The sequence below is a fragment of the Actinomyces urinae genome (assembly GCF_900119695.1).
Taxonomy (GTDB): Bacteria; Actinomycetota; Actinomycetes; order Actinomycetales; family Actinomycetaceae; genus Gleimia; species Gleimia urinae.
This window is the reverse complement of sequence record NZ_LT632547.1, coordinates 190,843-210,695: the sequence shown is the minus strand read 5'-3', so window position 1 is coordinate 210,695 and position 19,853 is coordinate 190,843. Positions and strand designations below refer to the sequence as shown.

15 protein-coding genes are annotated in these 19,853 nt (G+C 56.6%); 4 read left to right on the top strand and 11 right to left on the bottom strand.

Annotated features, from left to right (window positions below):
* The first annotated feature begins 150 nt into the window (after positions 1 to 150).
* From BQ7114_RS02260 to BQ7114_RS02250, 3 genes are all read left to right on the top strand, one after another.
* On the top strand, positions 151 to 1,518 hold the full coding sequence (locus BQ7114_RS02260) for an MFS transporter (protein ID WP_072341406.1): 1,368 nt from the start codon (positions 151 to 153) through the stop codon (positions 1,516 to 1,518).
* Positions 1,519 to 1,678: 160 nt separating this feature from the next.
* On the top strand, positions 1,679 to 3,568 hold the full coding sequence (locus tag BQ7114_RS02255; RefSeq protein ID WP_072341402.1) for a DEAD/DEAH box helicase: 1,890 nt from the start codon (positions 1,679 to 1,681) through the stop codon (positions 3,566 to 3,568).
* 137 nt (positions 3,569 to 3,705) lie between these two features.
* Positions 3,706 to 4,581: a DNA adenine methylase gene (locus tag BQ7114_RS02250; RefSeq protein WP_083431701.1), complete on the top strand. Its 876-nt coding sequence runs from the start codon at positions 3,706 to 3,708 to the stop codon at positions 4,579 to 4,581.
* 56 nt (positions 4,582 to 4,637) lie between these two features.
* Here the strand turns inward: BQ7114_RS02250 and BQ7114_RS02245 are convergent, their stop codons facing one another.
* The 4 genes from BQ7114_RS02245 to BQ7114_RS02230 are packed head-to-tail and all read right to left on the bottom strand — an operon-like array spanning position 4,638 to position 10,011.
* Positions 4,638 to 6,233, bottom strand: coding sequence for a GTPase family protein (locus tag BQ7114_RS02245; RefSeq protein WP_072341400.1), 1,596 nt, complete (start codon positions 6,231 to 6,233; stop codon positions 4,638 to 4,640).
* Positions 6,220 to 7,926 carry a GTPase domain-containing protein gene (locus BQ7114_RS02240; RefSeq protein WP_072341397.1) on the bottom strand — a complete coding sequence of 569 codons (1,707 nt, stop codon included), beginning with the start codon at positions 7,924 to 7,926 and terminating at the stop codon, positions 6,220 to 6,222. The genes BQ7114_RS02245 and BQ7114_RS02240 overlap by 14 nt, the downstream gene beginning before the upstream one ends.
* A 3-nt stretch (positions 7,927 to 7,929) precedes the next feature.
* Positions 7,930 to 9,270, bottom strand: a complete 1,341-nt coding sequence (gene hisS, locus BQ7114_RS02235) for a histidine--tRNA ligase (RefSeq protein WP_072341394.1) — start codon at positions 9,268 to 9,270, stop codon at positions 7,930 to 7,932.
* A gap of 27 nt (positions 9,271 to 9,297) precedes the next feature.
* Positions 9,298 to 10,011 (bottom strand): MBL fold metallo-hydrolase, encoded by a 714-nt coding sequence (locus tag BQ7114_RS02230; protein ID WP_072341391.1) that lies wholly within the window; start codon positions 10,009 to 10,011, stop codon positions 9,298 to 9,300.
* Positions 10,012 to 10,195: 184 nt separating this feature from the next.
* Between BQ7114_RS02230 and BQ7114_RS02225 the strand changes: the two genes are divergently transcribed.
* The gene (locus tag BQ7114_RS02225; RefSeq protein WP_072341389.1) at positions 10,196 to 11,536 is read left to right on the top strand and encodes a DUF349 domain-containing protein; all 1,341 of its coding nucleotides are present in this window, start codon (positions 10,196 to 10,198) and stop codon (positions 11,534 to 11,536) included.
* Positions 11,537 to 11,608: 72 nt separating this feature from the next.
* Here BQ7114_RS02225 and BQ7114_RS02220 read toward each other — a convergent pair whose 3' ends face one another.
* The 7 genes from BQ7114_RS02220 to ruvA form a co-directional block, all read right to left on the bottom strand.
* Positions 11,609 to 13,963: a RelA/SpoT family protein gene (locus BQ7114_RS02220; protein WP_072341386.1), complete on the bottom strand. Its 2,355-nt coding sequence runs from the start codon at positions 13,961 to 13,963 to the stop codon at positions 11,609 to 11,611.
* A 98-nt stretch (positions 13,964 to 14,061) separates the two neighbouring features.
* A complete protein-coding gene (locus BQ7114_RS02215; RefSeq protein WP_072341383.1) occupies positions 14,062 to 14,604 on the bottom strand; it encodes an adenine phosphoribosyltransferase in 543 nt (180 codons plus the stop codon).
* Between the two features lie 5 nt (positions 14,605 to 14,609).
* Entirely contained in the window at positions 14,610 to 15,707 is a 1,098-nt protein-coding gene (gene secF, locus BQ7114_RS02210; RefSeq protein ID WP_072341380.1) for a protein translocase subunit SecF, read from the bottom strand.
* A 2-nt stretch (positions 15,708 to 15,709) separates the two neighbouring features.
* Entirely contained in the window at positions 15,710 to 17,632 is a 1,923-nt protein-coding gene (gene secD, locus BQ7114_RS02205; RefSeq protein WP_072341377.1) for a protein translocase subunit SecD, read from the bottom strand.
* A gap of 39 nt (positions 17,633 to 17,671) precedes the next feature.
* A complete protein-coding gene (gene yajC / locus BQ7114_RS02200) occupies positions 17,672 to 18,130 on the bottom strand; it encodes a preprotein translocase subunit YajC (RefSeq protein ID WP_072341374.1) in 459 nt (152 codons plus the stop codon).
* A 110-nt stretch (positions 18,131 to 18,240) separates the two neighbouring features.
* Positions 18,241 to 19,269: a Holliday junction branch migration DNA helicase RuvB gene (gene ruvB / locus BQ7114_RS02195; RefSeq protein WP_072341371.1), complete on the bottom strand. Its 1,029-nt coding sequence runs from the start codon at positions 19,267 to 19,269 to the stop codon at positions 18,241 to 18,243.
* Complete coding sequence (ruvA, locus tag BQ7114_RS02190; protein ID WP_072341368.1) at positions 19,262 to 19,852, bottom strand: Holliday junction branch migration protein RuvA; 591 nt, start codon at positions 19,850 to 19,852, stop codon at positions 19,262 to 19,264. The genes ruvB and ruvA overlap by 8 nt, the downstream gene beginning before the upstream one ends.
* Position 19,853 lies beyond the last annotated feature (1 nt).

The following is a 19,853-nucleotide window of genomic DNA, read 5'->3' as shown; positions in this document are numbered from 1 at the left end:
ACAATCCTAAACCCTTCGCCCCACTCCTAAAAAATGTTCGCCTCGCATTGGCGTTGTCAACAGACTTGCAAATGGAAGCGCAAGGTCGGGGCTAAACGACAAAGCGCGGAGGTTTTGCTATTTTTTTGGCTGATCTCTACCTTGGACTGTATGAAGCAAGCGCAAAGCAACAACACCTCTACTCCGATTGAAAAACTCCTTCTAATCGGCTCGGTGGTACTTATTACTTGCTTGGCTTTTGAAGCGCTTGCAACCACTAATGCGTTGCCTACAGTTGTTGCAGATCTGGGTGGAGACCGCTGGTATTCGCTTGCCGCGGGAATGGTTTTGGCCGGTCAGATTCTCTCTACCACCATCGCTGGTTGGTGGGCCGACAAGATGGGAGTTAGAAGGCCCCTGGTATTCGGCATGACTATGTTCTCGCTTGGCGCACTTGCCGCGGGGGTGGCGCCAAACCTCGCGGTCTTCATTGTTGGACGCGCGATTCAAGGCCTTGGCTCAGGCATGATCATGGTGCCGCTGTACGTCATGGTCGGTGACGTGGTGTCCAACGAGCGCCGCCCATTCTTCTTTGCAGTCTTCTCCTTCGCCTGGGTATTGCCCTCAATGATTGGCCCCTCCATTGCCGGCTATATCGTTCAGCACTGGAGCTGGAGGCTCGTGTTTTTGCTTATCATCCCCATCGCGTTAGCCGCCTTACTTCCTCTCATTCCAATTCTGCGTCGTATGCCGGCCAAAGAGTTGGGCGAGGCTACCCCACCGCCGGCATTCGTGGCCGCCCTGCTTACGAGCGCCGGTATCATTGCCCTGCAGGTTGCCGGCGGCCTCAGCGAACTATCCATGTGGATAGGCGTCATTATCGGAGCCGCACTGCTTGCAGTCGGCATGCCTCGCCTACTCCCTAAAGGCACCTTCAGAGCCGCCCCAGGTGTTCCTTCCATCGTGGGCCTGCGCATGGCAATCATGGCCGCCCTCATTGGTGCAGAGTTCTTCCTGCCCCTCGTTCTTGACCGCGTACACGGTTGGAGTCCTGCATCCACGGGCTGGGCAATCGCGATTGGTTCTGTTGCTTGGACCATCGGATCGTGGGCGCAAGCACGCGTGGCGTTATGGGAGAGCCGCACTAAGATTCCTGGACTTGGATCAATCCTCATTCTGCTGGGCGCGCTACTAGTTATAACCATGCCCATGCAGTCCGTTTCCCCAGCCGTCTCTATTGCGGGGTTTGCCATCATGGGGTTGGGCCAAGGTTTAGCCCACTCGACTTCCTCTGACCTCGCACTTGGAATCGCTGCAAAAGCCCGCCACGGCGACGTCTCTGCTTCTTTGCAGCTGGCTGACGCACTTGGGCCCGCCCTCGCCATGGGATTGTCATCGGTGGCTCTATCAGGATGGGCGCACCTGGGTGGCGGCGTATCTCCGTACCTCCCCACCTCGTTCGTGTCGATCAGTTTCGCCTGCCTCGCTATCTTTGCCTCCACGCGCATCATTGGAGTTAAGCGCGTAGCCAGCATCTAGAGCACCCAGGTGAACAGTGGCTGTAAGGAACCTCACCGCCCGGATTTATCGACCCGGAAGACAAATTCGGTAGAGTTTTAGTAGCCGCTAGCCTCCAATGATGGTGCAAGAGTATGTGTGACGGGGGATGCGGCATTTCTTTTTCTAGTGAACGGATGCCATGGAATCCCCCAAATTTTCTGACCTTTCCCTTTCCGCGCCAATTTTGGACGCGATTAGTGAGATGGGCTTTGAAACGCCGACTCCTATCCAAGCTGGCTCGATCCCGCCTCTTCTGCAGGGCCGCGATATTGTGGGCATCGCCCAAACGGGAACCGGCAAAACCGCTGCGTTTGGTCTTCCCCTGCTGAGCCTAATTGATGCTGAACAAAAACACGTTCAAGCCGTGGTGCTTGCCCCCACGCGTGAACTCGCAATGCAAAGCGCGACCGCCCTCGAATCCTTTGCGAAGCACCTGCCGGTCTCTGTCGTCACCGTGTACGGCGGCTCGTCCTATTCCCCGCAGATCCGGGCATTGAAGGCAGGCGCACAGATCGTTGTGGGCACACCTGGCCGCATTATCGACCTGATCAACAAAGACTATTTGAAGCTCGGAAACGTGCGCGTGCTCGTACTTGATGAGGCCGACGAGATGCTGCGTATGGGCTTTGCCGAAGATGTGGAAACCATCGCGGCCTCCATGCCTGAATCGCAGGAGCGAGTAAACGCTTTGTTCTCTGCAACTATGCCGCCCGCCATCCAAAAAGTCGCGGATGCTTACCTCACCGACCCTGTGCGCGTAGAGGTAGCCCCGCAAGCCTCTACAGCTGACAATCTAGAGCAAACGTATGCCGTGGTGCCGTTCAAACATAAACTCGGTGCGCTCGGCCGCGTCCTGGCTACCCGCGATGAAGACGCTGCGATAGTGTTCGTTCGCACCCGTTCCGATGTGGACGAGGTATCGGCTGACATGACCCGGCGCGGCTTCAAAACGGCGGGTATTTCCGGTGATGTTTCCCAAAATGAGCGTGAACGAATCATGCGTCGTTTGCGCGACGGCTCGCTAGACGTGTTGATTGCCACCGACGTCGCAGCGCGTGGCCTGGACGTTGACCGCATTGGCCTCGTGGTGAACTTTGACGTGCCGCGTGAAGCCGAAGCCTACGTTCACCGTGTTGGCCGGACCGGCCGTGCAGGACGTTCTGGCCGTTCACTCACCTTCTTCACCCCGCGCGAGCGCGGACGCCTACGCAAGATTGAGAAGCTTACCGGCACCCCCATGACGGAGGTTGCGATCCCCACCCCGCGCGAAGTCTCTGCCGTGCGTGCGCGCCGCCTTCTCGACAAGCTTCCTGGCCGACTTGAGGCCGGGCGCCTGGAGCTGTACTACGACCTCATAAATGAAATCACTGATACCGGTGAGCTTGACCTGGATGACCTTGCCGCGGCGCTTCTTGCGCAAGCTATTGGCGACCAGGGGCGCGTGGAGGATTCTGAACGTCGTGGCAGTGGCCGGATTCGACGCGAAGAAGTGCTGGATGAGGATGGCAATTTCGTTGTCGCATCGTTCGAAGAGGGGCGTGACAAGCCTAAGAAAGCTAAGAATCGTGGAGCTGGCCGCATACCCGAATCCGGGTTCAGGCACCGTTACCGGGTGGAGGTTGGCCACAAGGACAATGTGAAGCCAGGAGCGATCGTTGGTGCGATCACGAACGAGGGTGGCGTTGAGGGCAAGGATCTGGGACGCATCGACATCTTCCCCACCTTCTCCCTCGTTGATATGGCTCTGCCGTTGACCGATGACGCGGAACGCAAAATCGGGCGTGCGACCATTTCCGGCAGGCAGCTTCGCATTAAGAAGGATCGCGGCCCATCCAGGCGAAACCATGAGAGCGCAGACAGGCGTGAATCTCGCCACCGCAATAGGCGCGCCGGCGAGGAAGAACCGTTTGAAAATCGCCGCGACGGCAACACCTTTCGTGATAAGAAGCGCCGGCTAGGTAAACGAAGCCGAGACTTCGCCTCGCACTCGCGCGGACGCAGCGGTTTCAAGCGGAAACGCTTCCATTAAACCTCTTGGCCTTGTGCACAATATATGCTGTGAATCCCCGACTTCGCACGCTATGGTTGGGATTTTGCAAGACTTAGAGACAAACAAGCGTTAAGAATTAACGAGAGTCATCTTGGTGGTAGTGAAGATTTAGCTACATGGAGCAGTTGAAACCGTTTTACATGTGGGCCGGAGGCAAGAGCAGATTGCTCAAGCACTACGAGGACAAGTTCCCAAGCCTCTCGCAATACAGTAGTTACGTAGAGCCATTTTTTGGAGGCGGCGCAGTATTTTGCAACCTCTTCAACGAATACGCTGAGGCAAACCCTGAACTAGGTTTCATTATTAACGATGTGAATAGTGAACTCGCAGGTATCCTCCGGACACTCAAAACCGATGCGGCTCGCTTCATCGAAGCCGTTGACGCTTTGACAGACGAATACCTTGCGATTGAAGGCAAAGAACGACGCAAATCCTTCTACTATGAAAAGCGTCGCGAGTACTGGGAAACCCAGGATTTTGCACTGCTCTATTTTCTAATGCGCACAGGATTCAATGGAATCTGGCAGACAAATAGAGAGGGCGGAGGGCTTTTTGCCACCCCTGCGGGCCTGCTGAATCACAAGATCAAAGAACAGGTCTTTCAAGCACCTCTTCTGCTAGCTTGGGCAAATGCCTTGCAACGCACAGAGATTAACAGCACTGATTACAAGCAGGTCCCGGTTCCAGACGGCAGTTTTGTGTACTGCGATCCGCCCTATCGCGGAAGTTTCACTTCCTACGGCACAGATTTTGATGACGAGCATCAAAAGCAACTGTGTGAATGGATGGAATTGCTCGTTAATGACAAAAACTGCGCGGTAGCCATGAGTAATCGCACCGTGGGTGACGACAACTTTTTCGAAGACATCCTGTCACCGAATTGGCGTTTTCACTATTTTGACGTCACGTACACGGCGGGTAGGCGCTTGCGCACGCAAAATGGCTTCGCGGCAAAGCCCGCGCGGGAATTTCTTGCTATCTGTGTGAGATAGGACTGCCCTCGTCTTCACCACGAACGCTTTGTGACAACTCATGTGAACCGGTCGTGCTATAAGCGCGAAAGCAGATCCGTGATCTGTCGCTGCCTCTGATCCTCGGCGCGCAGCGGAGCCCAGAGCTTTGCCCGCACCGTTGTCTCAATACTGGTACGCAGAGACTGAGCAGCCCGCCTCCCAAGTCTTCTTGCAATCATCCGCGTTGCAAAGTGTGAGATCAGAACGACCAGTAGCGTCCAGGCCAAGCCTCCTAGAAGCATCCAGGTGGGATAGGGCACCTCGTACAAACGCGGAAGATCCCAATTGATCAGCAGGAACTCTCGCGAAGCCCACACGGCTGCAAGCCATAAAGCTCCAATAAGTGCAATCAGCCATCCGACCCACTGCAGGGCATTGGAAAAACGCCACCACCCCGACGTCTCATCGCGAATAGCGAGGTCCGTGCTAGCCACAGCCTCATTCAAATCATCGCTTATGCCGCTGCCAGCTTCGCTTGCAACCTCCCGCAGGTCGTTAGCCCACACGCGCGGGCGGCCTTGCGCAACGCGTTCGGTAAGAGACCTCAAACTCACCTGCAGCGAAGAGCTCGATACCTCACTTACCTGCATAGAGTGCAGTTCTCCCTTGCCTTCGCCTAAATGCCAGCGCTTCAGCGGATCAGGGCGCAAGCTACGCCAGTAGCGGGTAGGAAGCCAACCGACATGCTTCTTCGCGCGATGAATGTAGGCCCGGCGCACCGCGTCAGCAACCTGCGGCGCTCCGGCGGCTCGAGCACTAACCTCGGTTAGATCCCTAACTACATCGCGTTCCTTCACAGCAGGAAGCACGCTACTGCTCTGCTCCAAGTCAGAGCGGATGCGACTGGCCACGTCACTCACGTCAGCCTTCAACCGAGCTGACTCAATGCGCTGTACCTGCGCGGTGTCGTTAATGTGCATGCGGAGCTCGGCAATGCCCTCCCCCGTCTTTGCAGAAGTAGGCACGATGCGAGCATTTTGGAGGCCATCAGCGGCAAGCAGACCTCGCAAATCATCCACAATCACCATCTGGTCACCTGGCGAAAGCAGATCGACCTGCGTGAGCGCCACAATGGTGACGCGCGAATGCTTCGCATACGGCTTAATAAACTGTGAATGCAAAACATCATCAGCATACTTTTGCGGGTCGACCACCCAAACAAGGATGTCTGCGCGCTGGGCAAGACGCTGTGCGGCCTCACGATTCTGGGCGTTCACCGAGTCAACGTCCGGCATGTCCACAATCGTTACATCACGAGATAGCCCAAGCCCCGCCGGAATGAACACGCGATTCTTAATCTGAAGCCAATCCAAGATCGCATTCGACTGTGTTCCCGGCGCGCTGGCTGCCATTATCGAGGTCGTGGTAGGTCGGCGCACACCAACAGGCGCCAAATCCACCTCAAGTAGCGCGTTGAACAGGCTAGACTTACCCGATCCCGTAGCTCCGATTAGTGCCACAACGGTCATGTCGGGGTCGAGGGCAAGACGATCCGCTGCAATATCGGCCACTCGCGCATAATCGCCGCGTTTGTCGGGCGGTAGGTCATCGCCGAGTAGGTCCAGCACCGTGGCGAGGTCGCGAACGCGCGCGTCAATTGGCGCGTCATCAACGCGGTTAAAGATTCGCATGGTCGCCTCGTTCCCACGTCTGCCGTGCACGCTGAATCGCTCCACTAAGTTCTTCAGGGTCCGATACCTTCGGCATGCTTCGCATAAACGGTTCGAGCGATTCACTTACCACTGCACGGAACCGCTCCTGCAAATCAGTGTGGGCCTGCTTCGTCATCGACGAGACTGCCTGATCTCCAAACACAGATTCAAGCAGGCGCTGCGCCACAACCGAAGTCGCTCCCGCAACTCCCACCTCTGCGCCCGTCAAACCGCCTGTAGAAGCGAATATGACGATCATCAGTGCAACACCGAGGATGTTCACGCCAATCGCCAAGAATCTGGCCGAGAGCTTCTTAGATCCCGCCTGATCTGCCACCATTTGCAGCAGACTACGCTGCCACTCGCGGGACAATTCCTTGGCCATATCATCAAAACGCGCGGTAGGTAGGGGCTCTACCCCGGCCTCAACATCTCGCATTGCCCTGCTTTGCGCCCAAGTTCGCCTAACCTCGTCGTGAGTACGAGCAATCTCATCCGCCAGCAACGCGCGTAATCCGTCACCGAGCGCGGCTTCAACCGGCTGTGCGCTCACGGGTTTACCCGTCAAAAAGCCAGTTACGCGAGCTTTAAGCCAAGACACGCCTTCATCGATCCGGCGCGAAAGCTCGGCAGTGCCCACCACCTCTTGCCACCTGGCAAGCACCTCGCCGCGGAGCAGCGTTCCGTCTGCGGTTTGGGTGGCTACCCTGCGCACCGCGCCATCAACCCGGGCATCGAGCACCGCAAGACCATCCGTCGCCACCACCGCTTGCTCCACCAGAGCCGATTCAACCAGTGAGAGACCGTCAAGTAGTTCTGCAACAGATCCGCGAAGCGTCCTCCTCGCGGTCTCCGCGCGAGCTGCTGCCGTATCGGTTAGTGAGGTCAGCCAGTTCGAAAGAGGACGCAGATTCTCCTGCGAAATCATTCCATCTGTGAGGGTAGATTCCTCGATTGCAATCAGGGGCGCACTTGCCAGCCCCGCCTTTGCCAACATGTTCGAAAGATCTGCGCGGACCTCTTCCACAGCTCCATGCGGCACTCGATTCAAAACCACTGCTATCGCGATGCTTCTCGCCGCCGCATCCTGGAGCATTCGCCACGGCACCGCATCTGCGTACCGGGCTGCTGTAGTTACAAAAACCCATAGGTCAGCAGCGTCCAGCAACTGGCGTGCAAGCGCCCGATTATCAGCAACAATCGAATCCAGGTCGGGCGCATCAATAATTGCGAGGCCGCCCGGAACCTGTTCATTTGCGCGAAGCTCCAGCTCGTTCACCGCGTCCGCACTGGGCGCGGAGGGCGGCGCATCCACTGCGACGCGGCGGCGCGGCAGAGTGGGAAGTATCCTCTCGTCTTCAAACCAGTGCGCATCTTCGGGGCGATGGAGCAAAAGCGGGCTTCTGGTAGTTGGGCGCTTAGCGGACGAGGCAGACACGTGCTGGCCCACTAGCGAGTTTACAATCGTTGACTTACCCGCTCCAGTAGAGCCGCCCACCACGCATACCAACGGCGCATCCAGGCTTTGCAACCGCGGCAAGATATGATCCCCCAGGCGCCGCGCAGACCGGTTCGCCACCTCCCGCGCATTAGCAGCTTCGGGCAGATCCAGCGGTAGCGCAACGCCGGTAAGCACGCCCTCAAGCGCGCTTAGAGAAACATATTCTTCCACCTGCTACTCCCCCAGTATGACTGCGGGCTTCAAATCCTCAGCCGGTGGCGTCCACGTCTGCGGATCAGCACTTTGCTGCTCGCCCGAGCGAATGTCCTTTACCTCGTGCGCACCATCTTCGCCAATGAACCATACGAACGGAATGCCGCGCCTGTCCGCGTAACGGATCTGCTTTCCAAACTTCTGTGAGTTCGGCGAAACCTCAGTTGCGATCCCGCGTGCGCGTAGCGCTACAGCAACATCTTCGGAGGCCTCCCGCGACTCTTCATTCATGACGGCAACGAAGACAGCGGTTGGAACCGAGCGCGAGGCAGTTGCAAGCCCCTCGGCCAAGATACGCGAAACAAGGCGAGATACGCCGATAGAGATGCCGACGCCCGGATAGGAACGCTTGCCATCCGATGCGAGCGAATCGTAGCGGCCACCGGAGCAGATAGAACCAAGATCCTTGTGCCCCTCGAGTTCAGTTTCGTAAACCGTGCCCGTGTAATAGTCCAAGCCGCGCGTGATCTTAAGCTCAGCGCGCAAACGGTGCGGCGCCCGCTTCTCTCCGGCGGCCAACAGCGCGCCAAGTTCCTCTAAACCTTCATCCAGAATCTCATTGGACACGCCAAGCCCGCGCACCTCATCCAGCACCTTTTGATCATCGCCAGAGATTTGGGCAAGCTTCAAAAGCTGATCAATCTGCTCGGATTGGAAGTCAAACTCTTCCATTTCCGCGCGCACTCCCTCAGGCCCGATCTTGTCGAGTTTATCGATAGAACGCAGCGCCTGTTCCACATTCTCCACACCGATTCCCTCGCAAAAACCCTGCACGATCTTTCGGTTATTTACCAAAACTGTTACGGGAGGGATTGGAAGCTTAGAAAACGCCTCTAAAATCACCAGAGGTATCTCAACTTCGTGGTGGAACGCGAGCATGCCGTTACCCACGATATCGATATCAGCCTGTGTGAACTCGCGGAAACGGCCATCTTGCGGGCGTTCACCGCGCCACACCTTCTGGATCTGGTAGCGGCGGAACGGGAACTGAAGTTCACCAGCGTTGTCCAGGACGTAACGCGCAAACGGCACCGTGAGGTCGAAATGCAGGCCGAGTGTACGGTCTTTCTTGGAATCAGAACGCTCTTGCAACTTGTCTTGCAAACGTTCTAGCAGGTAGACCTCCTTAGAGGTTTCCCCCTTGCGAAGCAGATCATCCAAGGTCTCAACAGCGCGAGTTTCAATGGAGGCAAAACCGTGGAGCTCAAACGTCTCACGCAACTGGTCAAGGATGTGCTGTTCCACAATCCGCTCCGCGGGAAGCCATTCGGGGAAACCGGACAGTGAGGTACGTGCTGGCATTATTTTCTTCCTAGTAGTAACTGATTATTAGCCGAGTTCTTTTGCTCGTTTAACGTAAGGGTTTGTGGCCTGTTCATTGCGCCAGTTCGTTGCCCGGCCGTGGCCGGGCAGCATCCACGTATCAGGATCCAAAGCATTAGCCAGGGTGCGTAGCGAGTGACGCATTTGTGTCTCATCGCCGCCAGGCAAGTCGGTACGTCCAACCGATCCGGCGAAAATCACGTCGCCTACAAACGCAACCGGTTGCGACATCTGCAACGGCCCCAACCCAGTGCGGATAGATGGTAGAGCAGCATTGGTCTCAAAGGTCTCGCCGGCAGAAATCTCCATTAGGAAAAGGGCCGAGCCTTCCGTGTGTCCGGGCGCGGGCAACATCAGCATATTAAGGCCATCGATCGGCTGGAACACCTGGCTTGGAACCTCATGCAAGTGTGCGGGCTTGTTCCACGTTCCGAAATCCCCGAAACCAATCGAGTGCGACAGCGGATCTTCCATTCGGTACATGTCCGGGCCCGGCACGTATACGGGGGTGTCAAACTGCGCGCATTCCCAAACGTGGTCGAAATGCCCGTGCGTTAGCAAAACAGCACCGGCAGATAAGCCTGCGCTTTCTAAAAATGTTTTCACGGGTTCGCTTGTTCCTACCCCGGGATCCACCACCAGCGCGTTAGTGGCTCCATCTGGCACCACTACGTAGCAGTTCTCCCCCAGAGCTACAGATTCGATCCGTTCAATCCTCATAACTCTAACTTTAGCGGAAACCGCGTAGCCTCACCGCAACCACCTTGGCTCACCACGCAGATAAATGTTGGGCAAAAGTGTGAAATGACACTAGATCGACGTAGTATGAGCATTGCGGAACCATCCGCTGTGCACATTGTCGAACGGTCAGGCGAATGCCAACCCCGTCCTCGTTAGGAATATCGTGAGCGATCAAAAAGAACCTATTAACGCTAAGGCTGGCGATCCAGAGATTTCAACAACCGAAGAAACCAAAGTTCCCATGGTGGTTGTGCCTGCTTCTTCAAGCGAAGACCCCACCGCTTTTGGCCGGGTGGATGATGAAGGCAACGTCTGGGTCAAGGAAAATGGAGGCGAACGCCAAGTTGGTTCGTACCCAGATGGGATTCCGGACGAGCCCCTCGCTTTGTACACCCGCCGATTCGAAGACCTTGAAGCGAAGGTAAACCTATTCGAGATGCGTCTTCCTACCCTCGCGGCGAGGGAGATTGAGCAGACGCTGAAGTCACTGGACGAGGAAATCAAGGAACCCGCTGCCGTAGGTAATCTGGACGCATTGCGTGAGCGCGTTGCGAAACTTCACGAGGCTGCGAAGGAACGTAAGGAAGAAGCCCTAGCCGAGCGGGCCGCTGCTAAGGCACAGGCGCTGACCGATCGCGAGGCCGTTGTTGTAGAAGCCGAGTCTATTGCCGCGCAGGATCCGGAACGAACCCAATGGAAGAATTCCGGGCAGCGTCTGCGCGATCTCTTGGACGAGTGGAAGGCTCTGCAGCGTAAAGGACCGCGCCTTGACCGCGCAGATGAGGACGCCCTGTGGAAGCGGTTCTCTTCTGCCCGCACGCGTTTTGATCGTCATCGCCGCCAGTTCTTCTCGGCACTGGACGCGCGTCAGGCCGAAGTTAAGCGCGTCAAGGAGGCCCTAATTGAGGAGGCCACCGCTCTACAGAACTCCACCGAATGGGGCCGTACTTCCGCGGCTTACCGCGATTTGATGGATCGTTGGAAGCAGGCGGGCCGCGCCTCCCGCAAGGAAGATGACGCACTGTGGAAGCGTTTCCGCGAAGCACAGCAGGTATTCTTCGATGCTCGCCGCGCCAACTCCGAGGCCGTAGATTCGGCTTACCGCGAGAACCTAAAGGTAAAGGAAGCACTCCTCGAAGAAGCTGAGGCACTCCTTCCCGTTGACGATCTTGAAGCCACTATCGAGAAGCTACGCGGCATCCAGGATCGTTGGGAGGAGGCCGGTCACGTTCCGCGCGCGGACATGAACCGCGTTGAAAACCGCATGCGCGCCGTTGAAAAGGCAGTTCGAGACGCAGAGGAAGAGCAGTGGCGTCGCACCGATCCAGAAACTAAGGCTCGCGCAGAAGGCATGCTCGGTCAGCTTGCTGACTCGATTGCCGAGCTCGAGGGTGACCTCGCGAAGGCTGAAGCTGATGGCAACGAGAAAAAGGCTGCTTCGATCCGGGATGCGCTTGCAACTAAGCGCGCTTGGCAAGAGCAGATCCAAGGTTCTGTGGACTAGCCCGCCTAACCACACTTTTGGAAGGGAGAGCAACCGCTCTCCCTTCCTTTTAATGTCTACCTCGTTACCCGGCTACGGGCGGGGCTGCTTCTGCTTCTTCTTGTTCTTCGCCTTCGTAGAATGTCCGCCATGAACGCGCGTAGCCTCAAAAACGCCGTCCACTCTGCGCAAACCGTTCAACGTTGCGTTAATGTGCGAAGGCTCAGCCATTTCAACAGTGAAGCGCACTGTTGCTACTCGATCCGGCGAAGTGGACATGTTGCCCGAGAGGATGTTCACCTGATAGTCCGAGAGCACCTGGGTTAGATCCCCCAGCAGGCGAGCTCGATCCAACGCCTTAATCTGAATTTTAACCAGATAGTTCGAGGATGCGTTTGTGCTCCACTCGACGTTCACGAAACGCTCCGGATGGTTGCGTTGCAGCGCTACAGCGTTAGAACAATCCGGTGAGTGTACGGAAACCCCCTGCCCGCGGGTAATGAACCCAATGATTGGGTCGCCCGGCACCGGCGTGCAACACTTCGCGATCTTGACCCACACGTCACCGCCGCCCATGCCTTCAACGAGGACGTCTGAGCCGGCTGTGGTGGGATCCCATCTGTTTTGATGCGTGCCCGGCGTGACTCCCTCGGAGAGAGTTTCTTCGGTTCCGAAATCCCCACCGAGGGATTGCATGATCTTTTGCATCACGCTCTGGGCGGAAATACCACCCTCCCCAATCGCGGCATAGAGCGAACCGATGTCGGGGTAGCCCATGGATGCAGCGATTCCCACGATGGTGTCGTGATTCATGAGGCGTTGTAGCGGCAGGTGCTGCTTGCGCATTGTGCGAGCAAGTTTTTCCTTGCCGGCCTCGATGGCCTCTTCTCTGCGCTCCTTGGAGAACCACGCTTTGATCTTTGAACGCGCCCGCGAGGACGCCACGAAGTTCAGCCAATCCCTGCTCGGGCCTGCGTTCGGAGCTTTGGAGGTGAACACCTCAACGATATCGCCGCTCTCCAGTTTCGATTCGAGGCTAGAAAGCTTGCCGTTCACGCGTGCGCCTACAGTTGTGTGTCCCACCTCGGTGTGCACGGCGTAGGCGAAGTCCACGGGAGTTGCGCCCGCAGGTAGAACCTGCACCTCGCCCTTCGGAGTGAACACATACACCTCGTCACCAGCGATTTCGTAGCGGAGCGAATCCAGGAACTCTTCCGGATCACCAGTTTCGCGCTCCATTTGAATAAGACCTCGCAACCAGTTCATCTGCTCTTCCGGCTTCATCCGGTCCGAGTCAGCGCTCGAGGTCTGGGACGCGTTAGGATCCTGCTTGTACCGCCAGTGCGCAGCCACACCGTACTCGGCGCGATCATGCATCTCATAGGTACGCACCTGGATCTCAACTGGCCGCCCGCCCGGCCCCATCACCGTGGTGTGGAGCGACTGGTAAAGATTGAACTTCGGCGTTGCAATGTAGTCTTTGAAACGTCCTGGCATTGGCTGCCAGCGTGCGTGAATAGCGCCGATAACCGCGTAACAGTCGCGCACCGACTCAACGAGCACTCGTACGCCAACGAGGTCGTAAATGTCGTCAAACGCCTTACCGCGCACAATCATTTTTTGATAGATCGAATAGTGATTCTTCGGTCGCCCCGAAACCGTGCCGCGCACGCCGTTTTCACGAAGATCATCCTCGATGGTTAGAACAACTTCACGCAAGAATTTGTCACGCTCGGGCGCCCGCTCAGTGACCAACCGATCAATCTCTTGATAAATCTCCGGGTACAGCGTTCTAAAGGAAAGCTCCTCAAGTTCCCACTTGATGGTGTTCATACCCAGCCGGTGTGCAAGCGGAGAATAAATCTCAAGCGTCTCGCGCGCCTTCCTCTGCGCTGATTCGCGCGGTACGTACTGCCACGTGCGGGCGTTATGGAGACGGTCCCCCAGCTTGATCAGGAGAGTACGGATGTCTTTAGACATAGCCACGATCATTTTGCGAAGAGTCTCAGACTGCGCCGCCGCCCCGTACTTCACTTTGTCTAGCTTTGTCACACCATCAACGAGGAGTGCTATGTCCTGGCCAAAATCAGCGCTGAGCTGTTCAAGTGTGTACTCGGTGTCCTCAACCGTGTCGTGGAGCAAAGCAGCCACGAGAGTTGGAGGGGTCATGCCGATCTCTGCGAGGATAGTTGCGACGGCTACCGGGTGCGTAATATACGGCTCGCCAGACTTACGCATCTGCCCCTCGTGATACTTCTTTGCAGTCACGTAGGCGCGTTCAATGACGTCGGTTTCAGCCTTCGGATGGTAGGCCTTTACAGCACGGATAAGGGGCTCAATCTCGGGCGCTGTGGAGCGTCTGCGCGATCCGAACCACAGCAGGCTCGAGCGCACGCGCGAACCACTTACCGGATTAGCACTGTCTGTGTTACCAGTATTCGACGTCATTCCCTCATGTTATCTCAAACACAAAATGATATTTGAAATAACTGTATGCCCGCCCCAAGTGGGACGGGCATACAGTATTCGCTTGTGTCAGCGAAGAGTTAGAAAATCACTCCAGCCTCAACGGGAATCCCCTCCAGCTTAGCGCGCCCCCCAAGCTCTGAAAGCTCGAGCAGAACGTTCACTTCAACGACCTCGGCTCCGCATTGCTTGATCAGTTCAACTGCTGCTGCGGAGGTTCCACCCGTTGCCAGCACGTCATCAATGATGAGGACGCGGCTGCCTTCCTTGACGGAATCAGGACGGAGCTCCATACGAGCCTCGCCATACTCGAGAGTGTAGTTCACGCCAATCACAGGACCGGGAAGTTTCCCCGCCTTGCGCACCGTAATCATGCCCACGCCAAGCGCAGTTGCAAGCGGAGCAGCCAGGATGAAGCCCCGCGATTCCAAGCCAGCAATCGCGTCCACGCGCCCACGGTAGTGGTCTGCAAGCGCATCGATAAGGGCCTTGAAAGCATCACCATTCGCAAGCAATGGCGTAATGTCGCGGAAAAGGACACCCGGATCCGGAAAATCTGGAATCTCGCGCAGATTGTCTTTAATAAGCGGTTCAATGCGGCTACGCAGTAGATCTTTACTCATTGCCCTTACTTCCTCTTCTTACGCTTTGGCTGTGCGGCCTGGCCCAGGTGATGACCGGGCTTGAGGTTCGACGTGCGTACGGCCTCGAACGTCGAGTCATTATCTGATGCGTCGGCACCGGCCTTCACTAGCTTATCCCCACGCGCCTCTAGAACGCTCTTGGTGTGGCCACCAATGCGCCCCCGTTTGCCTTCTAGCATTACCAGTACGGCCGGCGCGATGAACACGGAACTGAAAGTACCAACGGTCATGCCCACAAACAGGGCCAGCGAAATATCCGTCAAAGTGCCCGCACCAAGCAGGAACGATCCGAGGAACAGGATGGACCCAACGGGAAGGAGCGCGATGATAGACGTGTTAATCGAACGCACGAGCGTTTGGTTAACCGCCAAGTTTACGAGCTCGCCAAACGTATAGCGGGTCTGCTTTGTAACGTTGCGGGTAAGCTCGCGCACGCGGTCAAACACAACCACGGTGTCGTACAAGGAGTACGCAAGAATCGTGAGGAAACCAATTACCGTAGCCGGCGATACTTCCACCTGGATCAGGCTGAAGAATCCAACCGTTAGGAAAACATCGTGAAGTAGCGCCCAAAGTGCCGATAGAGACATCGTCCAAGAACGGAAGTAGAACGCCATCATGGCACCTACGAGAACTAGGAAGATCACGAGTGACTGCAACGCCTTCTTGGTCACATCCGCGCCCCAAGAGGGGCCGATGTTGGTTGCATCAACGTCACTTTCGGAAATGCCGTAAGCCTGCGCCAACGCTGCTCGAACAGTAGCGGTCTTATCCGCACCGATGGACTGGCTTTGCACGCGCAGTCCATCGGTGCCAAGCTGAGAGACCTTAACCCCTTCGCCTACGCCGTTGGCCTTCATCACGTCGTACGCGAGCTGCTGCTCGGTGGTTTGTACGTGCGCGAGGGCAAACTGAGATCCGCCGCGGAACTCGATTGACGGGTTGAGCCCACGAACCGTGATCAAAAGGATCGATATCAATATCACCACCGCACCCGTGGTGAACCAAATCTTACGGTTCTTAATGAACGGGTAGGATTTCTCTCCCGCATACAGGGCATTGCCCCATGAAGCCATACTCATTGTTACTTCCCCTCCTCTTCACTGGAGGCATCCTGGGCGGTGTCAACCGCTGCCGCCTCGGCTTCCATTTTTGCTGCTTCTTCAGCCTCACGACGTTGCTGTGCAATCGACTTACGCCCCGGCTGATCCGCGGCCTTTACATGCTTTTCATTCCGCTTCGGCTCACGGAAGCGGCCTCGCCCAGCGTAAATCGCGGCAGATTTAGCACCCAGGTGCTCCGGATCAAGACCGGAGAGTTTGTGGCCTCCACCAAAGAACTCAGTGCGAACCAGGAGTTCCATAAGCGGGTGGGTGAACCAAAGGATGATTGCAAGGTCGACGAGGGTGGTTAGCCCCAGAGTGAACGCAAAGCCCTGCACGCCGCCAACTGCCAAGAAATAGAGGACCGCAGCTGCTAGGAGGTTCACGAGGTCAGAGACGATAATCGTGCGCTTTGCACGATCCCAGCCTTCGCTCACTGCTGAAACAAGTGGACGTCCGCTACGCACCTCATCGCGAATACGCTCAAAGTAGACGATGAATGAGTCTGCGGTAATACCAACCGACACGATCAGACCGGCCACGCCAGCCAGGGAGAGCCTGTATCCCATTAGCCATGAAAGCAGCGTAATAAGCGTGTAGACGATCACGCCCGCTGCAATAAGCGAGCCACCTGCAAGTATCGACAAGCCGCGGTACTGCCAGATCAGGTACAGGAGCACGAGTACGAGGCCGATAATGCCGGTTAGGAGGCCGGTGCGCAGGTGGTCCGCGCCAAGCGTTGCGGAGATGCGCTGCTCGGACTCAACCGTGAAGTTAAGCGGGAGCGAACCGAACTGGAGCTGATTAGCCAGAGCACGGGACGAATCAGCAGTGAAGTTGCCTTCAATGAGGGCCGAACCATTTGGAATAACACTGTTCATGCGCGGAGCGGAAATCACGTTTCCGTCCAACACCACGGCAAAGCGGTTACGCGTAGGATCAACCGACTGCAGATCTACCAGACGCTTGGAAACATCCGCGAAGATGTCAGTGCCTTCCTTGTCGAACTGGAGCGAAACAATCCACTTGCCTGTCGATTGACCCTGCTCATTTCGGTTCATGCCCGCAGTTGCAGAAGTCAGGTGAATACCTTCAAGATCGACCGGGCCCAGAATGTACTTCTCGTTGCCTTCTGTGTCGCAGGCAACCAGTGGCTGCGCCGGATCATCAACCGATCCCTTTGCGCGCTGTTCAGGCGCCTTACAGTCCGTGGTAAAGAAAGTATGCAAAACCTGCTCGGTAACCCAGTTCGGATCCGAATTATCCTTCGGCTCAGCTACCGGCTTATCGGAAATCTCGCCATCCTTGTTCGTATCCGCAAGAGTATTAGCAAGTTCCTCCGGTGTCAGCTGCGACAAATCCGGGCCTTCAGTAGCGGTGGGCTCAGGCTGTTCCTCCGTGGGCTCAGTTTCTGAGGGCTGCGCGCTGGGGTCGGTCACGTTCTGATCCGTGCCCTCCCCCGATGTGGCGTTCTTGTACTTCTCCGGGTCAACAACCGCCGGATCACCCGCAGCGAGCACCGGACGGAACCTCATGACTGCAGACGAGCGCACGAGGTTCAAAGTCTCCTCGCTAGGCTCACCCGGCAGCGCCACAACGATGTTGCGCCCCGCCTGGCTCGTGATCTCAGCCTCAGCAACGCCGGACGCGTCAATACGCTTGCGAATGATCTCGATGGCCTGGTCCAGATCCTCCTGGGCAACCGTGACATCCTTAACGTCCTCACCCTCTTGCGGGGTAGGCGTCAAGATCAGCTGCGTACCACCTTGCAAATCGAGTGCAAGGCCGGGCACCATGCTCGCACTACCGCGGGCAGACCCAATTCCGAGCGTTACTAATGCAATTATTATGAGGATCCCAAGGCTCATCAACTTGCGCCCGGGTCTACTCGCTTTCTTAGCCACTTTGGTTCCTTGTTATTGTCTTGCGCCTAAAACTGGCACCTAGTTTTCTTCGCGAGGCTTATCCGACTTAGTGAAGGAGTCGTCCCAAATGTCCTCTGCGTCTTCTTCGCGGCCGTCCGGCTCCTGCATCGCAGCTTCTGGCGAAGCCTCTTGCTCAGGCTCTACTACGGTATCTTCTTCAGGCCGTGCCGAGATCTCTTCCGCCTCGTCTACGTTTTCATCATCACCCGCAAGAGCGGACTCAAACGGAGGCTCAGCTGCCATAGCGATAGCGCGACGGTCCCAATAGGTTTCGTCACCGCTCGGCGACTGCAGAATGTATACGTCACCATCAATGTCTGACACGATGCCGTAGTACCCAGAAGCGGTACGAACCCAAGAGCCAATGCCAATTTCGTCGTGCATCTTCTCGAGCTGCTCCTGCTGCTTCTTTCTTGCACGCGAAGACATAAACATCATCACAGCGAGCATGATGAAAATGATGATAATGAATTCCAAGGGTCGACTCCTAAATATCGTTTGCGTCCTAGGTGATTCTATTGTTAATGCAAGCCAAATGCACCCTTCTGATACCCATAAAGAGTTCGCGTTTGGTCACATTCGCGCCTTTAACCGTCGAATAATGTTCCCGGCTCCGGCGGTGTAAGCCCCATGTGGTTCCAAGCCTGAGCTGTTGCCGCTCTTCCTCGCGCGGTGCGAATCATGAAACCTTCCCGAACCAGGTAGGGCTCCGCCACGGTTTCAACAGTTTCCGGCTCTTCTCCAACCGTAACCGCCAGCGTTGCAAGCCCCACCGGACCGCCCCCAAACCGACGTACCAACGCCTCCAACACGGCGCGGTCCAGCCTGTCCAAACCTTGCGGATCAACTTCGAACAGTTCCAGGGCCGCCCTCGTGGATTCAAGATCAATATGCCCATCGCCGTGCACCTGTGAATAGTCGAGCACGCGGCGCAGCAACCTATTCGCGATGCGCGGTGTTCCCCTAGATCTGCGCGCGATCTCCGCACCCGCCCGTTCATCCAAGCGTGCACCAAGCAGGTTAGCCGAGCGTTTTACCACAAGTTCGAGTTCAGCTGCCTCGTAGTACTCCAGGTGTGCGGTGAAACCAAAACGATCACGCAGCGGCGCGGGAAGCAATCCGGACCTGGTGGTTGCTCCCACCACGGTGAATGGCGGAAGGGTGAGCGGAATTGACGTGGCCCCCGGGCCCTTGCCCACGATAATGTCTACGCGAAAATCCTCCATTGCCAGATAGAGCATCTCTTCTGCGGTACGGGCAAGGCGGTGAATCTCGTCGATGAACAAGATATCGCCCTCCTGCAATCCGGACAGGATCGAGGCGAGGTCCCCAGCATGCTGAATCGCAGGTCCAGAGGTGAGCCGCAGCGAAGAGTTCATCTCGTTGGCCACAATCATCGCAAGCGTCGTCTTACCAAGTCCGGGAGGGCCGGCCAACAAGATGTGATCGGGGGTCGTGTTGCGGTGATGCGCAGCGGAAAGCACCAGATCAAGCTGAGCGCGAACCGTTTGCTGGCCAATGAAATCTTCAAGCTGCTTTGGGCGTAAAGCCGCCTCTGCCGCGCGCTCAATATCGCCCGCGTCCGCGCCCACTATACGATCAGCTTTCTCATCCACGGTTACCTCCCAGGTTTACCAGCGCGGCACGCAACATGTCTGAAGCATTCAGACCGCTACCCGCAAACTGATCTACAGCAGCCTGAGCCTGCTGCTTTTGCCATCCCAAACTCTGTAGCGCAGCAATGACCTCATCAGCAACCTCATCAGCTACCGGCTGTGGTTCCAAAGTGAGCCCCTTCGCCGGCCCGAGCTTGTCACCAATCTCCAAAATCATGCGCTGCGCGGACTTCTTACCGATGCCTGGAATCTTCTGCAACATCTTCTCATCTGCCGCGGCCAAAGCACCTCGCAATTCATCTGGCGTATACACGTTCAGTGCAGCAAGTGCAGTCTTCGGGCCAATACCCGAAACCCCTTGCAAAATATCGAACGCCTCAGACTCATCTTCAAGGAGGAATCCAAAAAGGGTCAGCGAATCCTCACGGACCACCAGATTCGTATAGACATCCACGTCTTCGCCATGACGCATTTCAAGTAGCGAGCGTCCGGGCATGTACACTCGCATACCGAACGCCCCTGCCTTAATCACGGCAAAATCCGGGCCGATCGACGCTACTTGCCCGCTTAGCGAAGAGATCATT